Raw genomic sequence first — 16,130 nt, forward strand, 5'->3', positions numbered from 1 at the left:
GCCACTCATGCCGACCATGATGCCGGCCGGCCCAGCGCGAGCGGTCCGCCGGCGCTGGTCCCACGTTGCTCGCGCCGGACTGATCCATGAAACGATTTCGCCCGCATGCCCTCGTCCTGCTGACCGGTGCCGCTTTCCTCGCAGGTGCGGCGGCCACGGCCCAGACGTCGGCGCCGGCGCAGCCGGCGCCCGCGCAGAGCCAGGCAGCGGATGAGGCGAAGGTGCTCGCCCGTGTCGACGGCGAGCCCATCACCGCCCTCGATCTCGAGATCGCGGCGCAGGATCTCGGCGACCGGCTGCCGGCCATGGCCGACGCCCAGCGGCAGGACTACCTCATCGGCTATGTCATCGACCTCAGGCTCGGCGCCAAGGCCGCGAAGGCCGCGAAAGTCGATGCCACGCCCGACTTCGAGCGCCGCGTCGCCTACTACCGCGACAAGGTGCTGCTCGACGAATACCTGCAGAAGCAGGTCGAGCAGGCCGTGACGCCGGAGGCGGCCAAGGCGCTCTACGACGAGACGATGAAGAACCTGAAGCCGGAGGACGAGGTGCGCGCCCGGCACATCCTCGTGGAGAACGAGGAAGACGCCAAGAAGGTCGTCGCGCGCATCGAGGCGGGCGAGGACTTCGCCAAGGTCGCCGGCGAGATGTCGAAGGATCCCGGCTCGGCCAAGGAGGGCGGCGATCTCGGCTACTTCACGAAGGACCGGATGGTGAAGGAATTCGCCGAGGCCGCCTTCGCGCTCGCGCCCGGCAAGGTCTCGGCACCGGTCAAGTCGCAGTTCGGCTGGCACGTCATCAAGGTCGAGGACAAGCGCGAGAAGCCGCTGCCGACCTTCGACGAGGTCAAAGAGCAGGTCGAGGCCTATCTCGCCCGCAAGGCGCAGCAGGACCTCATCCTCGCCTTGCGCAAGGACGCCAAGATCGAGCGCCTCGACAAGGCCGATGGTGCGAAGCCCGGCGAGAAGCCGGCCGAGGGCGCGACGCCCGCCGAGCCGAAGAAGAACTGAGCAGCAACCGGCGCATCCTTCCTCGCGGGCCGGCCCGTCCGGGCTCGTCCGCGAGGCTCCGCTCCGCCGCCCGTGAGGGCACCGCGCAAGGGCATCCCGAGGCATCCGATGTCCACCACCGTCTCCCCGCTTGCTCCGAAATCCGTGCCCGACATGCCCGCCGTCGAGGGCGTGCGCTTCGCGACCGCCGCGGCCGGCATCCGCTACAAGAACCGCACCGACGTGCTGATGGCGGTGTTCGACGAGGGCACGACGGCGGCGGGCGTCTTCACCCGCTCCAAGTGCCCGTCGGCCGCGGTCGACTGGTGCCGGGAGCAGCTCTCCGCCGGCACGGCGCGGGCCCTTGTCGTCAATTCCGGCAATGCCAATGCCTTCACCGGCATGAAGGGGCGCGATGCGGTGGCGCTGACGGCGAAGATCGCCGCTGCCGCCGCCGCCTGCCGGCCCGAGGAGGTGTTCCTCGCCTCCACCGGCGTCATCGGCGAACCGCTCGATGCGACGAAGTTCGAGGGCGTGCTGGCCGATTGCGTGCAGCGTGCCGCAGGCGGTCCGTGGATCGAGGCGGCGCGCGCCATCATGACGACGGACACCTTCCCGAAGGTGGCGACGCGCACGGTCAATCTCGGCGGCGTGCCGGTGACCATCAACGGCATCGCCAAGGGTGCGGGCATGATCGCGCCGGACATGGCGACCATGCTCTCCTTCGTCGTCACCGACGCGCCGATCGCCGCGCCCGCCCTACAGCGGCTCCTGGCGCGCGGCGTCGAGGGCACCTTCAACGCGGTGACGGTGGACGGCGACACCTCGACCTCCGACACGCTGATGCTGTTCGCCACCGGCGCAGCGGCGAAGCGCGGCGCTCCCCGCATCGAGGAGGCGGGCGATCGCAGGCTCGCCGCCTTCCGCAAGGCGCTCGGCGAGCTCCTGCTCGACCTCGCCCAGCAGGTGGCGCGGGACGGCGAGGGCGCGCGCAAGTTCGTCGCCGTCACCGTCGAGGGGGCGGTCAGTGCCGCCTCGGCCCAGCGCATCGCCTTCTCCATCGCCAATTCGCCGCTGGTGAAGACGGCGGTGGCGGGTGAGGACGCCAACTGGGGCCGCATCGTCATGGCCGTCGGCAAGGCGGGCGAGCCGGCCGAGCGCGACAGGCTCGCCATCTTCTTCGGCGACATCCGCGTGGCGCACGAAGGCGCGCGCGATCCCGCCTATGACGAGGCCGCCACCTCCGCCTACATGCAGGGGGACGAGATCGCCATCCGCGTCGACCTCGGCCTCGGCCGCGGCAAGGCGACGGTGTGGACCTGCGACCTGACGAAGGAATATGTCGCCATCAACGGCGACTACCGCTCGTGAGGCGCTGGGCATGAAGCTCGTCCTCGTCGCCGCCTGCGCCCTCCTCGACGTCGACGGGCGCGTGCTCATCGCCCAGCGGCCCGAGGGCAAGCAGCTCGCCGGCCTGTGGGAATTCCCCGGCGGCAAGGTGGAGCCCGGCGAGCGGCCGGAGGAGACGCTGATCCGCGAGCTTCACGAGGAGCTCGGCATCACCGTCGCGGAGCCGTGCCTCGCCCCGCTCACCTTCGCCAGCCATGCCTACGAGAGCTTCCACCTCCTGATGCCGCTCTATGTCTGCCGCCGCTGGGAGGGCACGCCCATGTCGCGCGAGGGGCAGGCACTCAAATGGGTGATGCCGAACCGCTTGCGCGACTATCCCATGCCGCCGGCCGACGAGCCGCTGATCCCGCACCTGACGGCGCTGATGTGATCGCGATCGCGGCCGATGCCCTGCGTCGGCCGACCGGCAGTTCCGTCGTCATGCCCGCGCTTGTCGCGGGCATCCACGCCGGGACGATTGCGCCAGGGCTGTAAGGCGTGGATGGCCGGGACGAGCCCGGCCAGGACGGCGGAGAGGTTGCGCGTCGCTGCTCCGTTTCGATTGCGCCAGGCTGACATCAGGCGGCCAGCTCGCATCCGCGGGACGTCCACTACCAATCATTAGCCGGCGATATTCTCCGTCTCCGCGACGAGCGGCTGCAGCGCCGTCCTGATCTTGTCCGAGATTTCCACAGGCCTCTGGCTGTCTCGTTCCACATAGACATGGACGAAGTGGCCGCGCGCCACGGCCTCGTCCGCGCCGGCGCGGAAGACGGCGACGTCATAGGTGACGGACGAGCGGCCGAGGCGGGAGACGGCGAGTCCGACCTCGAGCGTGTCGGGATAGGCGGTGCTCGCGAAATAGGTGAGGCCGGTTTCCGCGACGAGGAAGATGTGCGGGCTCGTGGCGATGTCGATGAGGCCGTTCTCGATGAGGAAGCGGTTCACCGCCGTGTCGACATAGCCGTAGTAGACCACGTTGTTGACGTGGCCGTAGGCGTCGTTGTCGTGCCAGCGCGTCTCGATGGGGTGGAAGTGGCGATAGGCCGCGCGGGCGGGCCGCGTCCGCCGGTCAGTGGCCGGGGCGGGCGTCGTCGGACGATGGTTCACCAGGCGGCCTCGTAGATGGCGAGGGCGTCGGACTCGCTCAGGGGACGAGGATTGTTGACGAGGAGGCGCGTCTGCTTCATCGCGTCATGCGCCAGCCGGGCGAGGTCCTCCCGCGGGATGCCGACGTCGCGCAGGCGCTGGGCGAGGCCGACCTCCTCGCACAGATGCGTGAGCGCCTCGACGAAGGCCTCGGCCCGCCGCGCCACCGGCACCTCGGCGAGCCAGGGAAAGGCGCAAGGGGCGATCTCGGCATAGGCGCGGCTGCAGGTCTCGGCGTTGAAGCGCAGCACGTGCGGCAGCACCAGCGCGTTCGAGAGTCCGTGCGGCACGTGATAGTGGCCGCCCACGGGATAGGCGAGGGCGTGCACGGCCGCGACCGGCGAATTGGCGAAGGCCTGGCCGGCGAACATGGCGCCGAGCAGCATGTTGGCGCGGGCCTCCCCATGCGTGCCCTCGCGCACGGCCGAGCGGATGTCGCCGCCGAGGAGCCTGAGCGCCTCCTTGGCGAGAAGCCGCGAGACGGGATTGTTGTTGGCGCTCGTCGAGGTATAGGCCTCGATAGCGTGCACCATGGCGTCGATGCCGGTCGCCGCCGTCACGTGATGCGGCAGCGCATAGGTGAGCTCCGGGTCGAGCAGGGCGATGTCCGGCAGGAGGACCGGCGAGACGACGCCCTTCTTCTCCGCTTCGCCGGTGGTGACGATGGAGATCGGCGTCACCTCCGAGCCGGTGCCCGCCGTCGTCGGCACCAGCATCAGCGGCAGGCGCGGGCCTCTGGCCTGGCCGACGCCGTAGATGGAGGAGAGCTCCTCCTCGCCGCGGGCGAGCAGCGCCACGAGCTTGGCGACGTCCATGGACGAGCCGCCGCCGAAGCCGACGACCCCTTCCGCCCCTTCGCGCCGCGCCTGTTCGGCCGCGGCGAGCACCACCCTCTCGGGCGGGTCGGCCGTCACGCCGTCGAAGATGGTCACGGCAACGCCCGCCGCCGCGAGGGACGCGAGCGCGCTTTCGTGCAGCTTCGCGTCGATGATGCCGCGGTCGGTGACGAGGATGACGCGCGCGCCGAGTTGGTCGCGGGCGATGTCGCCGATCTGGGCGATGCTGCCGGCGCCGAAGAAGACCGTTTTCGCCGTGCTGAAGGTGAAGGGGTGCATCGCCTCCTCCCGTCCCGTGCGGGGAACTCGTTCCGAAGCCGGTTTCCTGCGAATGAGACGTGAGCCGCCGGCCGTTGGCAAGACCCTTGCTGCAAGACCTTTGCGGCGGCTTTCGCGGCGGGGCTCAGTCGTCCTTGCCTTCTCCGGGCGGCTCCAGCCCCTTCAGCGCGTCGGCGAGGCGCATCTTCGCCGAGCCCGGCCGCAGCGGCTTCTGCTGGCTTTCATGCGGCGCCCAGCCCGACAGCCAGACGATGTCGAAGGTCGCTGGGATGCGCCCGTCCGCCATGGCGAAGCGCTCGGCATAGATGGCGGCGGCGCGCATCAGGGTCGCCCGCCGCAAGGGCGTGCGACGCCGCTCGGCGAGCGTGTTGGTGAGGCCCATGGCCCTCAGGTCGCGCATCAGCGCGAAGGCGTTGTCGTAGCGCACGGTGAGCGTGTCGACATCCGTCACCGGCAGGGCAAGGCCGGCGCGCTGCAGGAGGGCGCCGACATCGCGCAAATCGGCGAAGGGGGCGACGCGCGGGCTGACGCCGCCCTCGACCTCCGCCTCGGCCGTGGCGAAGGCGGCGCGCAGCTCGCTCAGCGTGCCGCCGCCGAACAGGCAGCCGATGAACAGCCCGTCGTCGACGAGGCAGCGGCGGATCTGCGCGAGCGTGCCGGGCAGGTCGTTGACGCCGTGCAGCGCGAGCAGCGAGACGACGAGGTCGAAGCTCTTCGGCGCGAAGGGGATGAGCTCCTCGTCCGCCACCACCGCGGCCGCGCCGGAGGGGGCGGGGCGGGAAAGATCCAAAACCGGGGCGGCGCGCAGGACGTGCTCGACCTGGCCGCTTGCCGCGAGCGCCGCGACGGCGCCGCGGTGCGGGGTGCCGAGGTCGAGGGCGCGCGTAAAGCTGCGCTTGACGGCCGCGAGCCGTTCGGCAAGCTCGTCGCAGACCCGCGCCAGCAGGAAATCGGCATAGCCGAGACGCTCGGCGCGCGTCAGGCGCAGCCGCTGCTGCCGGCGGTCGAAGATCTGGGGGGCGTTGGTCATGGCGCGTGATCCGTTGCGGCCTTATGGGCCGTTGCGCCGGCAAGGTCAAAGCTTTCCGCCGGCCGTTCGTCCATGAGCCATGTCGCCGGCTCGCCCCTCGCGGTCCGCCTGCGCCGCTCCGTCCGGCGGGCGGGGACGATGCTGGCGGACCTCCTCTATCCGCCGCGCTGCGTCGCCTGCGGGGCGGCCACGGCGGAGGCGCATGCGCTCTGTCCCCGCTGCTGGGGCGGGCTCGCCTTCATCGAGCGGCCGTTCTGCGAGCGGCTCGGCACGCCCTTCGCCGTAGACATCGGCGGCCTGCTCCTGTCGCCGGCGGCCATCGCCGACCCGCCCGTCTTCGCCCGGGCGCGGGCGGTCGCCCGGTTCGACGGCGCGGCGCGCGAGATGGTGCACCGGCTGAAATACGGCGACCGCATGGACCTCGCCGAAGCCATGGGCCGCATGATGGTGCGGGCGGGCAGCGAGGTCCTGGCCGAGGCGGAGGTTCTCCTGCCCGTGCCGCTGCACCGCACGCGGCTCTTCTCGCGACGGTTCAACCAGGCGGCGGCGCTCGCCCGCGTCGTCTCCCGCCACGCCGGCGTGCCGTGGGAGGCCGAGGTGCTGCGCCGCGTCAAGCGCACGCGGCCGCAGGCGGGCCTCACGCGACCGCAGCGGGCCGGCAACCTGCAGGGCGCCTTCGCCGTGCCGCCGGAGCGGCGCATGGCGGTGGAGGGCCGCTCGGTCGTCCTCGTCGACGACGTGCTGACCACGGGCGCCACGGCCAACGCCGCCAGCCGCGCGCTGCTGCGCGCCGGAGCGCGGCAGGTCGACGTCCTCGCCTTCGCGCGAGTTGTCGTCGGCGGGGAATGACCCCTATATGACAGGAAAGGCGCCGCGGGTCGGCGCGCGTGAAGGTAAGGCAGGAGTATGGCTCCCATCGTCATCTATACCAAGTCCTGGTGCCCCTATTGCAGCGCCGCCAAGGATCTGCTGCAGCGCAAGGGGGTCCCGTTCGAGGAGATCGAGATCACCGGCCGCAGCGAGCTGCGCGAGGAAATGATCGAGCGGGCGGACGGGCGCACCACCGTGCCGCAGATCTTCATCGGCGAGCAGCATGTCGGCGGCTGCGACGACCTCTATGCGCTCGACGCCCGCGGCGGGCTCGACCCGCTGCTCGTGGCGTGAGGCGCGCGGTCCGGACGCCGGAGTGAGCGTGAAATGATCCGCTACGACCTCGTCTGCGACAAGGACCATGCCTTCGACAGCTGGTTCCCCGACAGCGCCGCCTACGAGAAGCTCCTGGCCGGCGGGCTCGTCACGTGCCCGCACTGCGGCTCCGCCAAGGTGGCGAAGGCCATCATGGCGCCGGCGGTGAAGCGCACCGACAAGGGCGGTCCGCCACGGCTGCCTGTGCCGGCGGCTGCCCCTGCCGCCCCCGCGCCCGTCGCACTCCTGTCGGAGAAGGAGCAGCAGATGCGCGCCGTCCTGCGCGCGGTGCGCCGTCACGTCCTGGAGAACGCCGAGAACGTCGGCGAGCGCTTCCCGGACGAAGCCCGGCGCATGCATGCGGGCGAGACGGAGGAGCGCGCCATCTACGGCGACGCCTCGCTCGAGGAGGTGCATGCCCTCCACGAGGAGGGCATCGAGGTGCTGCCGCTACCGCGCCTGCCCGAAGAAGGCAACTGATCCGCCCCCGTGAACGGCTTTGACGCCGGTACCGGCCGGCGTCAATCTGATCGGCACGAACAATGGAGCTTCCGGCCATGGCCGATCCCGCCTGGCGCGCCGTGCGCGGCCGCGTCCTCACCTTCCTTGCGCCGCCGCTCGGGGCGGGGGACGGGGCGAGCTATCGCTATCTCGCCGATGGCCTGGTGCTGGCGCGGGACGGCCGCATCGCAGCCGTCGGCGAGGCGAGCCCGCTTCTCGCGACGCTGCCGGCCGATACGCCGGTCGATCATTACCCGGACGGGCTCGTCCTGCCCGGGTTCATCGATCCGCACATCCATTTCCCGCAGACGCAGGTCATCGCCTCCTACGGCGCGCAGCTGCTCGAATGGCTCGAGAGATATACCTTCGTCGAGGAGCAGCGTTTCGCCGATGCCGCGCATGCGGCCGAGCAGGCGGTGTTCTTCTTCGACGAGCTCGCCCGCAACGGCACGACGACGGCGCTCGCCTTCTGCTCGGTGCATCCCGTCTCGGCGGATGCCTTTTTCACCGAGGCCGAACGGCGCGGCATGGGCATGCTCGGCGGCAAGGTGATGATGGACCGCAACGCGCCGCCGGCGCTCACGGATACGGCCCAGAGCGGCTATGACGAGACGAAGGCGCTGATCGAGCGCTGGCACGGGCGCGGGCGCCAGCGCGTCGCCATCACGCCGCGCTTCGCCGTCACCTCTACGCCGGAGCAGCTCGCGGCGGCCGGCGCGCTGAAGCGCGAGCATCCCGATCTTCTCGTGCAGACGCATCTGTCGGAGAACCACGCCGAGATCGAGACGGTGCGCCGGCTCTTTCCCGAGGCCACCGGCTATCTCGACGTCTACGATCGTTTCGGTCTCACCGGCGAGCGCAGCCTCTTCGGCCATTGCATCCACCTCACCGAGGCCGAGCGGCGGCGCATGGCCGAGACGGGCTCGGTCGCCGTCTTCTGCCCGACGTCCAACCTCTTCATCGGCAGCGGCCTCTTCGAGATGGGGCAGGCGCGCGAGGCGCCGGCCATGCGGGTCGCGGTGGCGACCGATGTCGGCGGCGGCACGAGTTTCTCCATGCTGCGTACCCTCGCCGAGGGCTACAAGGTGCAGCAGCTCCTCGGCCGCAACTGGAGCGCGCTGGAGGCCTTCCACCTCGCGACCGCCGGCAATGCGGCGGCACTCGGCCTCGCCGGCGAGATCGGCACGCTGGAGCCGGGGGCCTTCGCCGACCTGGTGGTGCTCGATGCGCGCGCGACGCCGGTGATGGCGAACCGCATGGCCCGGATCGACGGCGACCTCGAGGAGGAGCTGTTCGTGCTCATGACGCTGGGCGACGACCGGGCCGTCCGCGCCACTTATGCAGCCGGCCGGCTCATCCACGCCGCGTCCTGATCAGGCCTTGCGGCTGGAGAGCCTCGCGATGGCCTCGGCCGTCTCGGCGGCCAGCCGGGCCATGAGCTCCGCCGCGCCCTGGCGGCGGGCGAGGCGCACGCCCTGGCCCGCCCAGAGCGAGAGGTATTCGGAGCGCCCGGCCTTGGCGGCGGCGGTGCGCATCGGCCGTGTCAGGGCGTTCTGCAGCGGAAAGGGGAGGATCGCGCCCCCGGCGTCGACCGTCTCCATGAAGCGGTTGGCGATGCCGCGGGCGGGCCGGCCGGAGAAGGCGCGGGTCACGCGGGTGGCGTCTTCCTTCGCCGAGAGAATGGCCTCGCGATAGGCCTCGGGGATCCCGGCCTCGGCGCAGGTCAGGAAGGCGGTTCCCATCTGCACGGCGCTGGCCCCGAGCGCCAAGGCGGCGGCGATGCCGCGCCCGTCCATGATGCCGCCGGAGGCGACGACGGGGATCGAAACGGCATCCGTCACCTGCGGCACGAGCGCCATGGTGCCGATCATGGCCCGCTCGAAAGGTGCGGCGAAGGTGCCGCGATGGCCGCCGGCCTCGCTGCCCTGCGCGACGACGATATCGGCGCCGGCGGCCTCGACGGCCAGAGCCTCCTCGACAGTCGTCGCCGTCGCCGCAAAGAGCATGCCCTTCGCCTTGACGGCCGCCATCACATCCGCGCCGGGCAGGCCGAAGGTGACGCTGAAGAGGCTCGCGCCGCTTGCCAGCACCGCTTCCACCTGGGCGGCGAAGGCGTCACCGGCTGTCACCGGCATCTGCGGGGCGGGCAGCGCCAGCTCCTCGTAGAACGGAGCGACGGCGGTGAAGGCGGCACGAGCCTCGGCGGGCATCTGCGGGGCGGGCAGGGGCGCGAAGAGGTTGATGCCGAAGGGCCGCGTCGTCACGGCGCGCACGGCGGCGGCCGCGTCGAGGATCTGCTGCGGCGACAGATAGGCGGCGCCGATCGTGCCGAGGCCGCCGGCCTCGCTCACCGCCGCCACGAGGGCCGGCGTGTCGCCGCCGCCCGCCATCGGGGCCTGGATGACCGGGTGCGTGAGGTCGAGGCGCTGCATGATGTCGATCCGCTCGTTCAGGAATGGACGAACGATAGCGCCGGAACCCCATCAGGAAAAATGGTTTTCGGCGATCCCTGCCATCTCTTCCGGAGATGACCGGGACATGGCCGTCATTAGCGCTCGAAGCCGGCCAGCTCGTCCGTCGAGCCGGGCGAGGGGTCGAGCGTCGCCCAGCCCTTCTCGCTGCCGGTGGGCGGCAGCTTCGCGCGCTCAGGCCGATCGCGCAGGATATGCGCCTTGGAGACCATGAAGGCCGTCACCGGCGCCGTCAGGAAGAGGAAGAGCGTGATGAGCAACTCGTGCATCGACAGGGTGCCGCGCACCACCGCCGCATAGGCCATCGACGCGACGAGGACGGAGCCGACGCCGAGGGTCGTCGCCTTGGTGGGGCCGTGCAGGCGGCGCATCATGTCCGGCAGCTTGGCGAGCGCGAAGGACCCGACGAGCAGGAAGAAGGCGCCGACGACGATGAGGGCGGCGATGAGGAATTCAGCGACGATGGGCATCGGTCCGTCCCTTGCCGGGGTTCATTCGATCACGTTGCCGCGCAGCAGGTACTTGCAGAACGACACCGTCGTGAGAAAGCCGACCATGGCGAAGAGCAGGGCCGCCTCGAAATAGGTTGGCGCCTCGAAGAGCATGGCGATGACGACGATGAGCGCGATGGCGTTGATCACCATGGTGTCGAGGGCGAGGATGCGGTCGAGCACGTCCGGCCCCGCGACGATGCGGTAGACGTTGAACACCACCGAAAGACCGATGGCGACAAGCGCGATCTGGCAGGCGAGCGTGATCATTCGAAGATCCTCTTCAGCCGGGCCTCGTAGCGGGCCTTGATCTGGGCGACGGTTGCCGCCGGGTCGTCGACGTCAAGGCAGTGGACGAGCAGGGCCCGCCCGTCGGCGGACAGGTCGGCGCTCACCGTGCCCGGCGTCATGGTGATGGTCCCGGCGAGCGTCGTGATCGCCTCCGGCGCCGTGATGTCGAGCGGCACGGTGACGAAGGTCGAGCGCAGGCCGTCGCTGCGGCGGAAGAGGACGAGCCGCGCGACCTGCACGTTGGAGACGACAATGTCCCACAGCACGATGAGCGCGTATTCGACGATCGTGAGCGGTGCGCCGATCTTCGGCCGCTCGGGCCAGTAGACGCTGGTGATCTGCGGGATGAGCACGCCGAGGATGAGGCCGAGCACGAGGTGGCCGGCCGAGAACTCGTTGGCCAGCAGCAGCCAGACGAGCGTGATGAGCAAGGTCAGGATGGGGTGGGGGACGAGGATCTTGCGCATGGCTCAATGTCCCGTCGCGCGGGCTGTCTTGATGCTGCCGAGCACCGCTTCGACATAGGCGCGCGTGTCCAGCGCCTGCTGCGCCGTGTCGGTAACGGCGCGGGAGACGGGCCCGGCGAAGACCGAGAGCAGGACCATGCCGGCGATGAGGGCGCCGGCGGCGACCGTCGGCAGCACCCGGCGCTTGGGCTCTTCCTCCTCCTCCTGCGGCGGCTGCGCGGCGCTCTTCCAGAAGAGCACGCTGCCGGCCCGGGAGAAGCCAACGAGCATAAGGAAGCTCGAGCCGAGGACGGTGGCCCAGATCACGCCCGCATGGGCGGTCTCGCGCGTCGCATCGAGGATGAGCAGCTTGCCGAGGAAGCCCGACAGGGGCGGCAGGCCGACCATGGCGATGGCGGCGAGGAAGAACAGCCCGCCATAGACGTAGTCGCGCGGGAAGGGGGGAGCGGCGTTCAGCCGGTCGCGCGCCCGGCCGCGCCGCACGGCGATGAGGTCGACGAGGAGGAAGAGCGCCGCGCCGGCCAGGGTGCTGTGCAGGAGATAGTAGAGGGCGGCGGCGATGCCCACCTCGTCGAAGAGGCCTAGGGCGATCAACAGCGTGCCCATCGACGCGACGACGGAAAAGCAGACGAGGTCGAGCAGCGTGCGGCTGGCGAGGACGCCGATGGCGCCAATCGCAAGGGTGACGATGGCGGCCGGGATCACCCACGGCGCCGCGACGAGCGCCAGCGGCCCGGCGTCGGCGCCGAAGACGAGGCCGTACATGCGCAGGATGGAATAGGCGCCGACCTTGGTCATGATGGCGAAGAGCGCGGCGACCGGCGCCGAAGCGGCGGCATAGGTCGTCGGCAGCCACCAGTGCAGCGGCACCAGCGCCGCCTTGATGGCGAAGACCATGAACAGGAGCAGCGCGCCCGTGCGCAGAAGCGCGACCTCACCCGCGCCGACCTGGCCGGCTTTCGCCGCAAGGTCCGCCATGTTGAGCGTGCCGGTGACCGAATAGATGAGGCCGACGGCGAAGAGGAAGAGCGTCGAGCTGATCAGGTTGATGGTGACGTACTGGAAGCCGGCCTTGAGCCGCCGCGGCCCGCCGCCGTGCAGCATGAGGCCGTAGGAAGCGATCAGCATCACTTCGAAGAAGACGAAGAGATTGAAGAAGTCGCCCGTCAGGAAGGCGCCGTTGATGCCGAGCAGCTGGAACTGGAAGAGGGCGTGGAAATAGCGGCCGCGCCGGTCCCAGCCGTGGATGGCGTAGACGACGACGATGAAGGCGAGGCAGGCCGTCAGCAGGAGCATCGTGGCCGACAGCCGGTCGAGCACCTGCACGATGCCGAAGGGCGCCGGCCAGTTGCCGAGCAGGTAGGCGCGCGATTCCCCGTCGCCGGCCAGCTGGTAGAGGCCGAAGGTGAGGAGGACGAGCATCAGCGTCGCGGCGACGGAGACGATGCGCTGGTGGAAGATGTCGTTGCGCGCGAAGAGGATGAGGTAGGCGGCCGTCAGCGCCGGCAGAAGCGTGGGGGCGACGATCCAGTGGCTCATCGGGGCGCCTCCTCGCTCCGGGGCTCGATATTCGCGCCTTCGTTCATCTCGCGCATGGCGACATTGTCCGATCCCGTCTCGAGGAAGCTGCGCAGGGCAAGGACGACGATGAGCGCCGTCATCCCGAAGGAGATGACGATGGCGGTCAGCACCAGCGCCTGCGGCAGCGGATCCGTATAGGTGGTGGCGAGCGGATGGATGATCGGCGGCCTGTCCACCACGAGGCGCCCCATGGAGAAGAGGAAGAGGTTCACCGCATAGGAGAGGAGAGCGAGCCCGATGATGACCGGGAAGGTGCGCGCCCTGAGCGTCATGTAGACGCCCGCCGCCGTGAGCGTGCCGATGGCGCTGGCGAGGAGGAATTCCATGCTCATTCGCCCGCTCCTTCGGTTGCGGCGCGGACCGGCAGGGGCGCCTCCTCCGGCTTCAGCTTGATGTCCATGGGGCCCTCCGGCACCGGCTCGCGCTCGGCCCGCTGCTCGACGCGGGAGATCTGCGCGAGCGAGAGCATCACGGCGCCGACGACGGTGAGGAAGACGCCGGTGTCGAAGCCCATGGCGGAGGCGAGCTCGAACTCGCCGACGATGGGCAGGTGCACGTAGCCGAAGGTGCTCGTGAGGAACGGCTTGCCGAACAGCCAGGCGCCCATGCCGGTGAGGCCGGCGATGACGACGCCGGCGCCGATCATGACCTGGGCGTCGACGCGGGCGCGGCCGGCCGCGAAGGTATAGCCGCTGGCGATGTACTGCATGATGAAGGCAATGGCGACGATGAGGCCGGCGATGAAGCCGCCGCCGGGCTGGTTGTGGCCGCGCAGGAAGATGTAGGCGGCGACCGTGAGGGCGAGCGGCAGCAGCACGCGGGTGGCGACGACGAGGATGAGCGGATGCGCGTCCTTGCCCTCCTCGCCCGCGAACGCCTGGCGCATGGCGTCGAGCCGGCGGGCCGCAGCCCCGCGCAGGGCGTTGTCAAGCAAGGCGAAGATTGTCAGGGCGGCGATGCCGAGCACGATGATCTCGCCGAAGGTGTCGAAGCCGCGGAAGTCGACCAGCGTCACGTTGACGACGTTGGTGCCGCCGCCGCCGGGCTTGGACTGGGCGATGTGGTAATCCGAGATGGTGGTGAAGTCCCGCGTCATCACCGCATAGGCGATGCCGGCGATGCCGAGGCCCGCGACGAGGGCGATCGCCCCGTCGCGCAGGTGCACGCCGATGCCCTTCTCGAGCACCGTCTCCTTCGGCAGGAGGTTGAGGGCGAGCAGCAGCAGGATCGTCGTCACCACCTCGACCGAGATCTGCGTCAGGGCGAGGTCGGGCGCCGAGAACTGCAGGAAGGCAAGCGAGACGATGAGGCCGACGACGCTGGTGAGGACGAGCGTCAGCAGCCGGTCGGCGTGGCGCAGGACGATGGCGAGCGCGGCCCCGAGGAGGACGAACCAGGCGATGACGGCCGGCAGGTTGACCGCCATGGGCGCCCGCTCGCCGCCGCCATGGGGCGCGTCGAAGAAGGCGACGAGGCCGACGACGACCACGGCGACGATGGTGGCCCCCGCATAGGCCTGCAGCGAACCCGTGTGCGAAGCGTCGATGAAGCGGCGCGAAACGAGGACGAGGGCGCCGATCGTCCTGTCGAACAGGCGCTTGGCCTCCGGCCGCGGCAGCGACAGGCGCAGCCGGTTGGCGGGATCGAAGGCCGCGAAGAGCGCGGCGCCGCCGGCGATCGCGACGAGACTCATGAAGAGCGCGGGCGTCAGGCCGTGCCACAGGGCGAGGTGGAACTCCGGCAGCGGCCCGCCGACGATCGCCGTCGCCGTGCGGACGACGATGGGCTCGGCGAGGACCGGCAGGAGGCCGATGGCGACGACCGGGACGACGAGGACGGCGACCGGCAGCCACATGCCGAAGGGCGGATCGTGCGGATGGTGCGGATAGTCGTGCCGGACGGGGCCGAGGAAGGTGCGGATGGCAAAGCGCGCCGAATAGGCGACGGAGAAGAGCGCGCCGAGCGTCGCCAGCGCGGGCACCAGCCAGGCCATGCCGGCATAGGCGGTGTGCGATGCCTCCTCCAGCATCATCTCCTTGGACAGGAAGCCGTTGAGGAGCGGGATGCCCGCCATGGAGGCGGCGGCGAGGAGGGCGAGCGTCGCGGTGATCGGCATCAGCGTCGTGAGACCGCCGAGGCGGCGGATGTCGCGGGTGTGCGCCTCGTGGTCGACGATGCCGGCGCTCATGAAGAGCGGCGCCTTGAAGGTGGCGTGGTTGAGGATGTGGAAGGCGCAGGCAATCGCCGCCATGGGCGTGCCGAAACCGAGCAACATCACCATGAGGCCGAGGTGGCTGACGGTGGAGAAGGCGAGCAGCGCCTTGAGATCGTCCTTGAAGATGGCGATCCAGGCCCCGACGAGCATGGTGACGAGGCCCGCCGAGGTGACGATGAGGAACCACATGTCGGTGCCGGCGAGCGCCGGCCACAGCCGCGCCAGCAGGAAGACGCCCGCCTTCACCATGGTGGCCGAGTGCAGGTAGGCCGACACCGGCGTCGGCGCCGCCATGGCGTGCGGCAGCCAGAAATGGAAGGGAAACTGCGCCGACTTCGTGAAGGCGCCGAGAAGGATGAGCACCAGCGCCGGGCCGTAGAGCGGCGAGGCCTTGATGATCTCGCCGCGCGCGAGGATCTCGGTGAGCTCGTAGCTGCCGGCGATATGGCCGAGGATGAGCATGCCCGCGATGAGGCAGAGCCCGCCGCCGCCTGTCACCGCCAGCGCCATGCGGGCGCCCTGGCGCGCCTCGGGCAGATGGCGCCAATAGCCGATGAGCAGGAAGGACGAGAGCGAGGTGAGCTCCCAGAACACCAGCATCATCAGGACGTTGTTCGACAGGGCGATGCCCACCATGGCGCCCTGGAACAGCAGGAGATAGGTGTAGAACACCCCCATCGGATCCCTGCGGTCGAGATAGAAGCGGGCGTAGAGGATGATGAGCAGGCCGATGCCGAGGATGAGCGCGGCGAAGAAGAAGCCGAGCCCGTCGACGAAGAACGAGAAGCGCAGGCCGATCGGCGCGAGCCACTCGACGTCCCAGGACGGCACCTCGCCCCGGTAGACGGCGGGCGCCTCGGTGAGGAGCAGCACGAGCGCCGCGAGCGTGAACGCCCCGGCGAGGCTGGCGCACGCATTACGGCCGGATCGGATGGAGAAGACGGGGAAGACGGCTCCGAGAAACGGTAGCAGGGTGATGAGCGCCAGTTTCATGCGAGTGCGTCGTTCCCACCTTCGATTGACCGCATCTGAACACCCGCCCCGGCGCGCTGGCACGCCGGGCACGGCCGTTCACAACGTCGTGAGCCCCCCTCGGGCCTCGGCATGCGGGCAGGATGCCCGCTGCCGGAAAGGCGCCGCCAACGTCGTTTCCGACGGGGCGCCCGTCTCGTCAGGCCCGGCCGTCATCCAGCCGAAAGCCCGAAGGGCAGCGGAAAGATGCCGACGGGGGGATGTGCCATCCCCGTTGCGCGCGG

17 protein-coding genes are annotated in these 16,130 nt (G+C 70.3%); 7 read left to right on the forward strand and 10 right to left on the reverse strand.

What is annotated here, in order from left to right:
* Positions 1–86: 86 nt before the first annotated feature.
* The 3 genes from GGR16_RS09655 (at position 87) to mutT (ending at position 2,769) form a co-directional block, all read left to right on the forward strand.
* A complete protein-coding gene (locus GGR16_RS09655; RefSeq protein ID WP_082312457.1) occupies positions 87–1,010 on the forward strand; it encodes a peptidylprolyl isomerase in 924 nt (307 codons plus the stop codon).
* A 108-nt stretch (positions 1,011–1,118) separates the two neighbouring features.
* Positions 1,119–2,360: a bifunctional glutamate N-acetyltransferase/amino-acid acetyltransferase ArgJ gene (gene argJ, locus GGR16_RS09660; protein WP_183316475.1), complete on the forward strand. Its 1,242-nt coding sequence runs from the start codon at positions 1,119–1,121 to the stop codon at positions 2,358–2,360.
* A gap of 10 nt (positions 2,361–2,370) precedes the next feature.
* Positions 2,371–2,769: an 8-oxo-dGTP diphosphatase MutT gene (gene mutT, locus GGR16_RS09665; RefSeq protein ID WP_019402151.1), complete on the forward strand. Its 399-nt coding sequence runs from the start codon at positions 2,371–2,373 to the stop codon at positions 2,767–2,769.
* 230 nt (positions 2,770–2,999) lie between these two features.
* On the opposite strand, the gene GGR16_RS09670 is transcribed toward mutT, so the two are convergent.
* The 3 genes from GGR16_RS09670 to GGR16_RS09680 all read right to left on the reverse strand — a co-directional run bounded on the left by GGR16_RS09670 (position 3,000) and on the right by GGR16_RS09680 (position 5,672).
* The gene (locus GGR16_RS09670; protein ID WP_183316476.1) at positions 3,000–3,488 is read right to left on the reverse strand and encodes a thioesterase family protein; all 489 of its coding nucleotides are present in this window, start codon (positions 3,486–3,488) and stop codon (positions 3,000–3,002) included.
* The gene (locus tag GGR16_RS09675) at positions 3,485–4,642 is read right to left on the reverse strand and encodes an iron-containing alcohol dehydrogenase (protein WP_183316477.1); all 1,158 of its coding nucleotides are present in this window, start codon (positions 4,640–4,642) and stop codon (positions 3,485–3,487) included. Before GGR16_RS09675 ends, GGR16_RS09670 begins: the two co-directional genes overlap by 4 nt.
* Before the next feature lie 124 nt (positions 4,643–4,766).
* The gene (locus tag GGR16_RS09680; RefSeq protein WP_183316478.1) at positions 4,767–5,672 is read right to left on the reverse strand and encodes a class I SAM-dependent methyltransferase; all 906 of its coding nucleotides are present in this window, start codon (positions 5,670–5,672) and stop codon (positions 4,767–4,769) included.
* Between the two features lie 72 nt (positions 5,673–5,744).
* Between GGR16_RS09680 and GGR16_RS09685 the strand changes: the two genes are divergently transcribed.
* The 4 genes from GGR16_RS09685 to guaD all read left to right on the forward strand — a co-directional run bounded on the left by GGR16_RS09685 (position 5,745) and on the right by guaD (position 8,731).
* Positions 5,745–6,521 (forward strand): ComF family protein, encoded by a 777-nt coding sequence (locus GGR16_RS09685; RefSeq protein WP_019402146.1) that lies wholly within the window; start codon positions 5,745–5,747, stop codon positions 6,519–6,521.
* Positions 6,522–6,578: 57 nt separating this feature from the next.
* The gene (gene grxC, locus GGR16_RS09690; protein WP_019402145.1) at positions 6,579–6,836 is read left to right on the forward strand and encodes a glutaredoxin 3; all 258 of its coding nucleotides are present in this window, start codon (positions 6,579–6,581) and stop codon (positions 6,834–6,836) included.
* A gap of 33 nt (positions 6,837–6,869) precedes the next feature.
* Positions 6,870–7,337, forward strand: coding sequence for a DUF1178 family protein (locus GGR16_RS09695; protein ID WP_019402144.1), 468 nt, complete (start codon positions 6,870–6,872; stop codon positions 7,335–7,337).
* A 77-nt stretch (positions 7,338–7,414) separates the two neighbouring features.
* A complete protein-coding gene (guaD, locus tag GGR16_RS09700) occupies positions 7,415–8,731 on the forward strand; it encodes a guanine deaminase (protein ID WP_183316479.1) in 1,317 nt (438 codons plus the stop codon).
* Here guaD and GGR16_RS09705 read toward each other — a convergent pair whose 3' ends face one another.
* The 7 genes from GGR16_RS09705 to GGR16_RS09735 form a co-directional block, all read right to left on the reverse strand.
* Complete coding sequence (locus tag GGR16_RS09705) at positions 8,732–9,790, reverse strand: NAD(P)H-dependent flavin oxidoreductase (RefSeq protein WP_183316480.1); 1,059 nt, start codon at positions 9,788–9,790, stop codon at positions 8,732–8,734. It abuts the gene before it with no gap.
* Positions 9,791–9,906: 116 nt separating this feature from the next.
* Complete coding sequence (locus tag GGR16_RS09710) at positions 9,907–10,299, reverse strand: Na+/H+ antiporter subunit G (RefSeq protein ID WP_019402141.1); 393 nt, start codon at positions 10,297–10,299, stop codon at positions 9,907–9,909.
* 21 nt (positions 10,300–10,320) lie between these two features.
* A complete protein-coding gene (locus GGR16_RS09715) occupies positions 10,321–10,590 on the reverse strand; it encodes a K+/H+ antiporter subunit F (RefSeq protein WP_019402140.1) in 270 nt (89 codons plus the stop codon).
* On the reverse strand, positions 10,587–11,078 hold the full coding sequence (locus GGR16_RS09720) for a Na+/H+ antiporter subunit E (RefSeq protein ID WP_183316481.1): 492 nt from the start codon (positions 11,076–11,078) through the stop codon (positions 10,587–10,589). Before GGR16_RS09720 ends, GGR16_RS09715 begins: the two co-directional genes overlap by 4 nt.
* Positions 11,079–11,081: 3 nt before the next feature.
* Complete coding sequence (locus GGR16_RS09725) at positions 11,082–12,617, reverse strand: monovalent cation/H+ antiporter subunit D (protein ID WP_183316482.1); 1,536 nt, start codon at positions 12,615–12,617, stop codon at positions 11,082–11,084.
* Complete coding sequence (locus GGR16_RS09730) at positions 12,614–12,985, reverse strand: Na+/H+ antiporter subunit C (protein WP_050996604.1); 372 nt, start codon at positions 12,983–12,985, stop codon at positions 12,614–12,616. Before GGR16_RS09730 ends, GGR16_RS09725 begins: the two co-directional genes overlap by 4 nt.
* Before the next feature lie 2 nt (positions 12,986–12,987).
* Positions 12,988–15,867 (reverse strand): monovalent cation/H+ antiporter subunit A, encoded by a 2,880-nt coding sequence (locus tag GGR16_RS09735; RefSeq protein ID WP_183316483.1) that lies wholly within the window; start codon positions 15,865–15,867, stop codon positions 12,988–12,990.
* Positions 15,868–16,130 lie beyond the last annotated feature (263 nt).

Source organism: Chelatococcus caeni (genome assembly GCF_014196925.1).
Classification (GTDB): domain Bacteria; phylum Pseudomonadota; class Alphaproteobacteria; order Rhizobiales; family Beijerinckiaceae; genus Chelatococcus_A; species Chelatococcus_A caeni.

Bases quoted from the DNA above. Each gene is read 5' to 3' on its own strand.
- GGR16_RS09655 (WP_082312457.1), top strand. From the start codon at position 87: ATGAAACGATTTCGCCCGCATGCCCTCGTCCTGCTGACCGGTGCCGCT.
- argJ (WP_183316475.1), top strand. From the start codon at position 1,119: ATGTCCACCACCGTCTCCCCGCTTGCTCCGAAATCCGTGCCCGACATG.
- mutT (WP_019402151.1), top strand. From the start codon at position 2,371: ATGAAGCTCGTCCTCGTCGCCGCCTGCGCCCTCCTCGACGTCGACGGG.
- GGR16_RS09675 (WP_183316477.1), bottom strand. From the start codon at position 4,642: ATGCACCCCTTCACCTTCAGCACGGCGAAAACGGTCTTCTTCGGCGCC.
- GGR16_RS09680 (WP_183316478.1), bottom strand. From the start codon at position 5,672: ATGACCAACGCCCCCCAGATCTTCGACCGCCGGCAGCAGCGGCTGCGC.
- GGR16_RS09685 (WP_019402146.1), top strand. From the start codon at position 5,745: ATGAGCCATGTCGCCGGCTCGCCCCTCGCGGTCCGCCTGCGCCGCTCC.
- grxC (WP_019402145.1), top strand. From the start codon at position 6,579: ATGGCTCCCATCGTCATCTATACCAAGTCCTGGTGCCCCTATTGCAGC.
- GGR16_RS09695 (WP_019402144.1), top strand. From the start codon at position 6,870: ATGATCCGCTACGACCTCGTCTGCGACAAGGACCATGCCTTCGACAGC.
- guaD (WP_183316479.1), top strand. From the start codon at position 7,415: ATGGCCGATCCCGCCTGGCGCGCCGTGCGCGGCCGCGTCCTCACCTTC.
- GGR16_RS09705 (WP_183316480.1), bottom strand. From the start codon at position 9,790: ATGCAGCGCCTCGACCTCACGCACCCGGTCATCCAGGCCCCGATGGCG.
- GGR16_RS09710 (WP_019402141.1), bottom strand. From the start codon at position 10,299: ATGCCCATCGTCGCTGAATTCCTCATCGCCGCCCTCATCGTCGTCGGC.
- GGR16_RS09715 (WP_019402140.1), bottom strand. From the start codon at position 10,590: ATGATCACGCTCGCCTGCCAGATCGCGCTTGTCGCCATCGGTCTTTCG.
- GGR16_RS09720 (WP_183316481.1), bottom strand. From the start codon at position 11,078: ATGCGCAAGATCCTCGTCCCCCACCCCATCCTGACCTTGCTCATCACG.
- GGR16_RS09725 (WP_183316482.1), bottom strand. From the start codon at position 12,617: ATGAGCCACTGGATCGTCGCCCCCACGCTTCTGCCGGCGCTGACGGCC.
- GGR16_RS09730 (WP_050996604.1), bottom strand. From the start codon at position 12,985: ATGGAATTCCTCCTCGCCAGCGCCATCGGCACGCTCACGGCGGCGGGC.
- GGR16_RS09735 (WP_183316483.1), bottom strand. From the start codon at position 15,867: ATGAAACTGGCGCTCATCACCCTGCTACCGTTTCTCGGAGCCGTCTTC.